Annotated in this window: 6 protein-coding genes; 4 read left to right on the top strand and 2 right to left on the bottom strand. The window is 41.8% G+C overall.

The window, feature by feature from the left end:
• Positions 1–18: 18 nt before the first annotated feature.
• On the top strand, positions 19–1968 hold the full coding sequence (locus ACFQ4A_RS07715; protein ID WP_382399230.1) for an aconitate hydratase: 1950 nt from the start codon (positions 19–21) through the stop codon (positions 1966–1968).
• A 986-nt stretch (positions 1969–2954) separates the two neighbouring features.
• On the opposite strand, the gene ACFQ4A_RS07720 is transcribed toward ACFQ4A_RS07715, so the two are convergent.
• Positions 2955–3107, bottom strand: coding sequence for a type II toxin-antitoxin system PemK/MazF family toxin (locus ACFQ4A_RS07720; protein WP_382399232.1), 153 nt, complete (start codon positions 3105–3107; stop codon positions 2955–2957).
• A 22-nt stretch (positions 3108–3129) separates the two neighbouring features.
• The gene (locus ACFQ4A_RS07725; protein WP_382399234.1) at positions 3130–3300 is read right to left on the bottom strand and encodes a hypothetical protein; all 171 of its coding nucleotides are present in this window, start codon (positions 3298–3300) and stop codon (positions 3130–3132) included.
• Between the two features lie 1137 nt (positions 3301–4437).
• Between ACFQ4A_RS07725 and ACFQ4A_RS07730 the strand changes: the two genes are divergently transcribed.
• The 3 genes from ACFQ4A_RS07730 to ACFQ4A_RS07740 all read left to right on the top strand — a co-directional run bounded on the left by ACFQ4A_RS07730 (position 4438) and on the right by ACFQ4A_RS07740 (position 7349).
• On the top strand, positions 4438–5184 hold the full coding sequence (locus tag ACFQ4A_RS07730) for a MerR family transcriptional regulator (RefSeq protein WP_382399236.1): 747 nt from the start codon (positions 4438–4440) through the stop codon (positions 5182–5184).
• A gap of 293 nt (positions 5185–5477) precedes the next feature.
• The gene (locus ACFQ4A_RS07735; RefSeq protein ID WP_382399238.1) at positions 5478–6254 is read left to right on the top strand and encodes an ABC transporter ATP-binding protein; all 777 of its coding nucleotides are present in this window, start codon (positions 5478–5480) and stop codon (positions 6252–6254) included.
• Positions 6255–6500: 246 nt separating this feature from the next.
• Positions 6501–7349: an ABC transporter ATP-binding protein gene (locus ACFQ4A_RS07740; RefSeq protein ID WP_382399240.1), complete on the top strand. Its 849-nt coding sequence runs from the start codon at positions 6501–6503 to the stop codon at positions 7347–7349.
• Positions 7350–7589 lie beyond the last annotated feature (240 nt).

A 7589-nucleotide genomic window follows, 5' to 3' on the forward strand; every position in this document is an offset into this window, starting at 1 on the left:
TCTAAAGGAGGATCCACATTGGCTTTAAATGTTACACAAAAGCTGATCAAAGAGCATCTCGTTTCAGGCGAAATGAAGCCCGGTTCGGAAATTGGTCTCCAAATCGACCAAACGCTGACACAAGATGCCACGGGGACGATGGTCATGCTGGAGCTTGAAGCAATGGGCCTGGATTATGCCAAAACAGAAGCTTCTGCCCAATACGTTGACCATAACCTGATTCAGGAAGACAGTAAAAATCCGGATGACCACCTGTTTCTGGAAAGTGCGGCACAGCGTTTCGGGCTCTATTTCTCGAGACCCGGAAATGGGGTCAGTCACCCTGTCCACATGCAGCGCCTGGCCGTACCAGGCAAAACAATACTTGGCTCAGACAGTCACACATGTGCCAACGGCTGCATGGGTATGCTTGCGATGGGGGCAGGCGGTATCGACGTTGCCATGGCCATTACCGGTGAACCGATTTACATCAAAATGCCTCAGGTAATGGGCGTTAAACTAACTGGCGAATTGCCCGACTGGGTAAGTGCGAAAGATGTTATTCTGGAAATGCTCAGACGGCATGACGTCAAAGGTGGCGTGGGAAAAATCATCGAGTATTACGGACCAGGCCTTGATCATTTATCAGCCATGGACCGCCACGTCATTGCCAACATGGGTGCAGAACTGGGTGCCACGACGACTGTGTTCCCGTCAGACCATGAAGTGAAGCGCTTTTTAGACCGGCAAGAACGGGGAGACGATTGGGTTGAACTGACAGCCGACAAAGACGCCACTTATGACATATATGAAGAAATCAATCTGTCAGAACTGGAACCGTTAGTCGCCAAGCCTTCAAGCCCGGGCAACGTCGTAGCAGTCAGGGAAATTGCCGGCACGCCAATCTATCAATCTTATATCGGTTCGTCCGCGAATCCGGGATACCGTGATTTCGCCATAGCAGCCGAAATCGTTAAAAACCGTAAAGTAACGAATGGTGTCTCATTTGATATCAACCCGACATCCCGGCAAATGCTCACCAATCTCGTGCAAAACATGCATATCGCCAGCCTGCTGCAAACAGGGGCAAGACTGCACCAAGCGGGATGTAATGGCTGTATCGGCATGGGGCAGGCACCGGCATCTGGACGAAACAGTTTGCGGACAACACCACGGAATTTCCCGGGCAGATCCGGTACAAAAGAAGACAGTGTTTATTTGTCCGGGCCAGAAACAGCTGCCGTCTCCGCATTGACCGGTGAAATGACCGACCCAAGAACAATGGATTTCCCTTATCCGGATGTCAAAGATCCGGCCGAATCAAATGTGGATGACCGCCTGCTGGATAAACCGCTACCACTGGAAGAGGCACGAAAGACAGAACTTGTCAAAGGCCCGAACATTGCTTCCATTCCGGAAATGAGCGATATGCCTGATGCACTGGACTTACCGGTTATTTTAAAAGTCGGTGACAACATTTCCACCGATGAAATTTTAGCCGGCGGAGCTCGTGTTCTGCCTTACCGCAGCAATCTGCCAGCCATCAGCCAATTCACTTACGAGGATGTCGACCCAACGTATGTTGATCGGGCGATGGAGACGAAAGAAACATCCGGCCACGCAATTGTCGGCGGGCTAAACTATGGCCAGGGATCAAGCCGTGAACATGCTGCCCTGGCACCGCGTTACCTCGGCCTCCGTGTCGTCATTGTGAAAGACTATGCGCGCATCCACTGGCAAAACCTTGTCAACTTTGGGGTACTCCCGCTTAAGTTCACCAATGAGGCAGATTATGACAAGCTTGCCAAGGGAGAAGTCCTCCAATTCAAAGACTTGCATAATCAGATTAAACATAGCGACCAAATCAAGCTGACACTAGCTGATCAAGGTGATGACATAACCGCCGAACACAACTTATCCGAACGTCAGCGGGACATTGTCCTGAGCGGCGGCCTGATTAACTGGATAAAAGAAAGACAAAAAGTGTAAGCAAAAGACCAGGTAACATGATAGCGTGCTCAGCTCACGTAAGAAAACAATATTGAAAACGTCGTCCAAAGTTTATGTTTCTTATCTTTCAAGGAAGACAGGCGCGAATTGGTATACAATTTGCGCCTGTTCTTTTATTTTCTCTCGGCTGACTTCAACACTTTTGAAGCACATTTTGACCGTGATAGCATAGATGATAAGATCAAGCCTTTTAAGCTAACGTGGCCGTTTTAATGAACAGTGGTTTATACTATTTGTTGTTAAACTAATGACTTGTTTGAAAAAACAAAAAGTTCCTTAGTAATTGCAGCAGTATAAATGATAGCAATATGTTATAATAAAAAACAATAGACTGGCTTCGCATGAGGGGTTTGGTAGCACTGTCGATCTGCCGTTAGTCAACTTAAGAGACTTCCCAGGGAGGGAGGTGCTTGCCAATGGGCATTGTTAGTGCGCTAACGCTTATGATATCCTTCGGGATGTTGGTGGCGTTTATTATGTCTGACAAAAACCATAAAAAATAACCCCTCTCATGCGTTTGAACGGCGCTGAGGGATTATTTTTTCCTTATGCTGCCTGACTCCTCTTGATGGGGTTCGGTCTATTGCGACCGTTCCATGTATCAGCATGGGCGGTCTTTATTAGTGTATGCACTTATAATCTTTCTATGTTTATTATACCACGAAATCAATATTTGTACACATTTAATTTATTTTCACTTCATTAGTCCTTCAACATCTTTTTAAACTGGCATTAGACATGAATATTTAACCATTACGTGTTAGAAGAAGCTTTCTTATTCGATTGCTGCGCCCATTAATGGAATAGGACAAGTTACACTGTTAAAACAATTTTCTGCACATATGAAGTACTCGTTCAAGATCATACTTATGTAATACACCTATATGCCGTTTCAATTCAGATCCATGTATAGAAATAATTTTTGAAGTACGTGCCACAGATCGTTTTAACAACCCGGCTACGTTCTAATACTCCAAAACTACATCAAATTGATTTCGTGGCTGTTGGCTGGTAACCGGAGCAATAATGACATCCACATCCAATGCCAATTCATTTCCCACAATAATAACAGGGCGCTGCTTTGTTTGACGAGTTTCTTTAAAAAGGACATCTGCCAACCAAACATCACCCTATTTCATCCTATTGGTCATTATAGATGTCATCCTCCTCATTATCCCACCAGGCATAATTTTCACTTAGTAAAATAACATCCCTAGCCATATACTTTTCTTTAATTTTATCGAGCACCTTTTGCCTTTCGCCCTCACTCAACATGTCAATTTCCTTGATAATTTTATCCAGAATAGACATATCAGCACCTCCATTAAGTTGTACTCTTATTATATCTTATATTCGATCAGACATAAAACGTTCAAAAGGTTTTCTTTATTTAAGAAAATAACCACTTTCCGCAAGATAGGACACCGATTCTTATTCCAGATAGGCGCCCGTTTGTCTTAAAACAGTCACAATAAAAAAATAACCACTAAAATGGTGCCCGTCATTATTCATTCACTGCTAAATTCCCCTTTGCTTTTCTCTGATTTTTCGATAGAATAGAATACAAGCATGGTACTGTTGTGAGGGTGGGGACCACTCACTGGCCCTCTGGACACCAAAATCATTTTTTGATTTCTGGTGAAAGGAGGGATGTGTTATGAACACAGTTGTATCAATTTTTATCATTGTCTTTGCGGGCGGCACATTTCTAGTTGCCTTGCTGCAGTTTATACGACAAATGGTGAAAGATTTAAACGACAGAAAGTGAACCCCCACCCGTGACCGACAAATCACTTAAGGGTGAGGGTTCTTTTCTGCTTTACCTAATTAGGTAGTCCAGAGGGGATTCCCTGCCTGAACTTCTTTACCATGCACCGGGGATGTTCACAGCATTCCCGGTTATTTTATTTATACTACTTTCTAAATTAGATTATACACAGTTTCACTTATTTTGTCTAACTTTACTTAGTCTTTTCCCAAAACTAAAAATCTTAAACCTTTCTCCCCCTCTTTCCTAATTTTGTTATTCCAGATAAGCGCCCGTTTGTTGTATAAAATTTCTAAGGCTATCGAACATCTAAAGCCATTTGTTATCTCTTATTAAATGTTGTGTGTAATAAAAAGCCAAAGCAATCGTTGTCAATATGGTTGGATAGACTATTGCTGTAAACCATATGCTTCATCCTTGATAATACAAAACACCAGTAACATACAAACGATAACCCATTCAAAAGCAACTGAGAAAACAGACCACAAAAAAATATAAACGGCTTTCCTCAAGACACCAAATGAGAAGGGGAAGTAGTTAATGAACAATATAGCTATTTGAGCTCTTAAACCACACAAGGGGATTAAAGCTCGTATATTTACTTTTTCCCGTGTTTAGCTCTTGAATCGAACGTTACGTGATGTATTATAATAGAAAAAAATCGGAGAAAGGACGATGACATGTATACCATCGGGGAATTGTCAAAGCACACAGGGGTAACCGTCAGGACACTGGATTATTATGATGAGATCCGCTTGATCGCCCCCTCCTCCAAAACGGATGGCGGACATCGTCTATACAGTGACGATGATGTGCTTAAGTTGGAACGTGTTTTAGCGATGAAATATATGGGATTCTCGCTCAAACACATTAAAAACATATTGGAACAATCGAGTACAACATGGCAGGAAGCGATACAAGGACAATTGGATATGATCCGGCGGGAACAGGAGCGTTTACAGACGTTAGAGGAAGCACTCCTCGGGGTCTCCTATTCGATCGATTTCGAAGGTGAAGCAGACTGGTCTGTTATTTTTCAAATTATTCAGTTGTATCAACAGGATTCAGCCAATATTTTACAGCCATTTAATGAATACCTAAACGAAGATGACATAAAAAAGATTACAGACATGAATCCTGCACAGATGAAGGAAGAAGATGTCCGGGAATGGATGCAGGTTATTCGAGCTATCAAACAAAACCTCCATCTGCCACCTGACTCCAAAGAAGCATGGCAACTTGTGGAAAGGTGGACCAACCAGGCAGAGAAGATGTTTGGCACCGATGAACAATTACTCGGGGACATGTGGGAAGCATTGCAACACTTAACAGACGACATCGCTTTCTATCCGATGGATCAGGAAGTTGTTCATTTTATAAAGCAGGTGTTTATCGCTTGGGAAAATGAATCGGGAAATGACAGTTAGCTCCCTGTATTATATTTTACATGTTCATTAAGTTAAAGAAGTATGCAGGAGAAGATCATATATCTTTCAAGAGAGAGTGTTATCTAAATAATAGAGTTTATTGTGTCATACGTATCCAGATTCATTCTTTAAGCGGCCATCACTAGTAAAAGGTACTACTTTTGAGGAGGTATTGTGTATGGTACTTGACGTTCAAAAATATAACGAAAATTTACAATGGTCCTCTCAAATCCCAAATCGTTGCAAATGATCATCTCACGTTTGATATAGACAAAGGAGAAATATTTGGTCTTTTGGGTCATAATGGTGCTGGGAAAACCACGCTGGTCCATCAAATAATGGGGACATTGACGCCTACAAGTGGAAATATCACCTTACATGGTAAAACGGTACAGAAGTTTCCAAAGCGAGCACGTTCGCTTTGTTCATTACAACCGCAATCAGAATTTCAACTTGGTTTTTTAACGCCCGCTCAAGCTGTTTCAACAATGGGAAAAATGAGAGGCGGAGATAAAAAAGAAGTCAAGCAACGAATGGATATGTTGTTCGAAAGATTGGAAATTGGAAAATGGGCTCATACGGACGGCGTCAAACTTTCTGGAGGGATTCGCAGGTTAACAGTTTTTTGCATGGCCCTTATCCAACCCGGAAAACTTGTCATATTGGATGAACCTACTAATGATGTGGATCCAACGAGACGGAGGTATCTTTGGGACGTGATACGTGAATTAACGAATGATGGAACCTCGGTTATCTTAGTCACACATAATGTCATTGAAGCAGAAAAAGCGGTGGATCGACTAGCTATATTACATAAAGGACAGTTTGCTGCGAAGGGTACTGTTCCTGAAGTGAAAAGAAAGGTAACTGATCAAAAACGTCTTGAAATTAACCTGTTATCCATATTTGATCGTCACGAGGATCATGACTGGTCCATTTCCACACATCGAAATGGGGCAAATGTTATTTACTCACTGGATGAGTCATCCGTCTCAACAGCCATAGAATGGGCAGAAGTTCGGTTGAAACAAGGCAATATATTGGACTACCCTTATCGCCAAAGACGCTAGAAGACGTTTATGTTGAATTAACAGCTAAAGAATAAGGCACCGATTTTTAGTAGAATGTTAAAATCTTAGAATCCGATTCTCTGATTCTATAAAATAGATCATGTAAGTCGTGGTATAACTTGTATACAAGTAATGATGAATGTTGATTATGAATGAAAGGAAGATAATGGGTGAATAAATCAATTGTAAAGATTGAAAACTTAACAAAAAAAATATGGAAAATCGCTTGCTGTGGATTATTTGAATATGAATGTCCAGAAAGGGGAAGTGTATGGATTTCTTGGACCTAACGGGGCGGGCAAAACAACGACGCTACGAATGTTACTTGGCTTAACGCGTCAGACTTCGGGCACTGGATGGGTTCTGGGAAAACCATTAGAAAACCATGAGGGGATTAGAGGCGTTGGCGGTCTCATAGAATATCCTGCCTTTTATCCGTACTTGTCTGGACGCAGGAATTTACTTATCATGGCACGATATTCTGACGTTCTGCCATCTAGAGTGGATACTGTTTTGGAGCAAGTGGAGTTGACAAAAAGTGCAGAGACAAAGTTTAAAGCTTATTCTCTTGGTATGAAACAGCGTCTTGGCATTGCTGCTGCATTGTTAAAGGATCCGGAATTGTTGATTCTCGATGAACCGACAAATGGTTTGGATCCTAAAGGAATGACTGAAATTCGAAAGCTTATCCGAAAATTGAGTGAGGAAAACAGAACCGTATTACTATCCAGTCACTTGCTCGGAGAGGTTGAACAAATGTGTGATCGCGTTGGTGTGATTCAGAATGGAAAGTTAGTAGTAGAGGGTACAGTTGATGAGTTACGGGGTCAAACAGGATTATATGTTAAAGCAACCCCGAAATCATCCGCTATACAGATATTGAATGAAATGAAAGATATTGGTGATGTTCAAGAGAAAGATGATGCCATTATAGTTGATGCCGATCCTTCTCTTTCAGGCAACATAATAAAAAAATTAACAGAGAACAATATCGAAGTTAATGAATTGCGCTCGATTGAGCGTACCTTGGAAGATATATTTATGGAATTAACAGAACACGATACATCATCCCAAAAGAAAGTAGGTAAAGACTAATGTTAAATAGTTTTTTAGCTGAAATGGATAAATTAATAAGAAGACCAGCCACATGGGTTTTTGGTATGATTTGGGTGATTCTATCCGCGCTATTAGGCTATGGCTTGTCCTACTTGATTATTGCATTTAACTTGTACCAACCTTGCGGTTATTTGTACCAGTGATTGCGACTAGTTTCACCACTCCTTGCGGAACAATTTACCAATATCAATAAAAACTCCTGTATACTTAGTGGGCATG

It is taken from the genome of Lentibacillus salinarum, from assembly GCF_042679865.1.
In the GTDB taxonomy this organism is placed as follows: domain Bacteria; phylum Bacillota; class Bacilli; order Bacillales; family Amphibacillaceae; genus Lentibacillus; species Lentibacillus salinarum.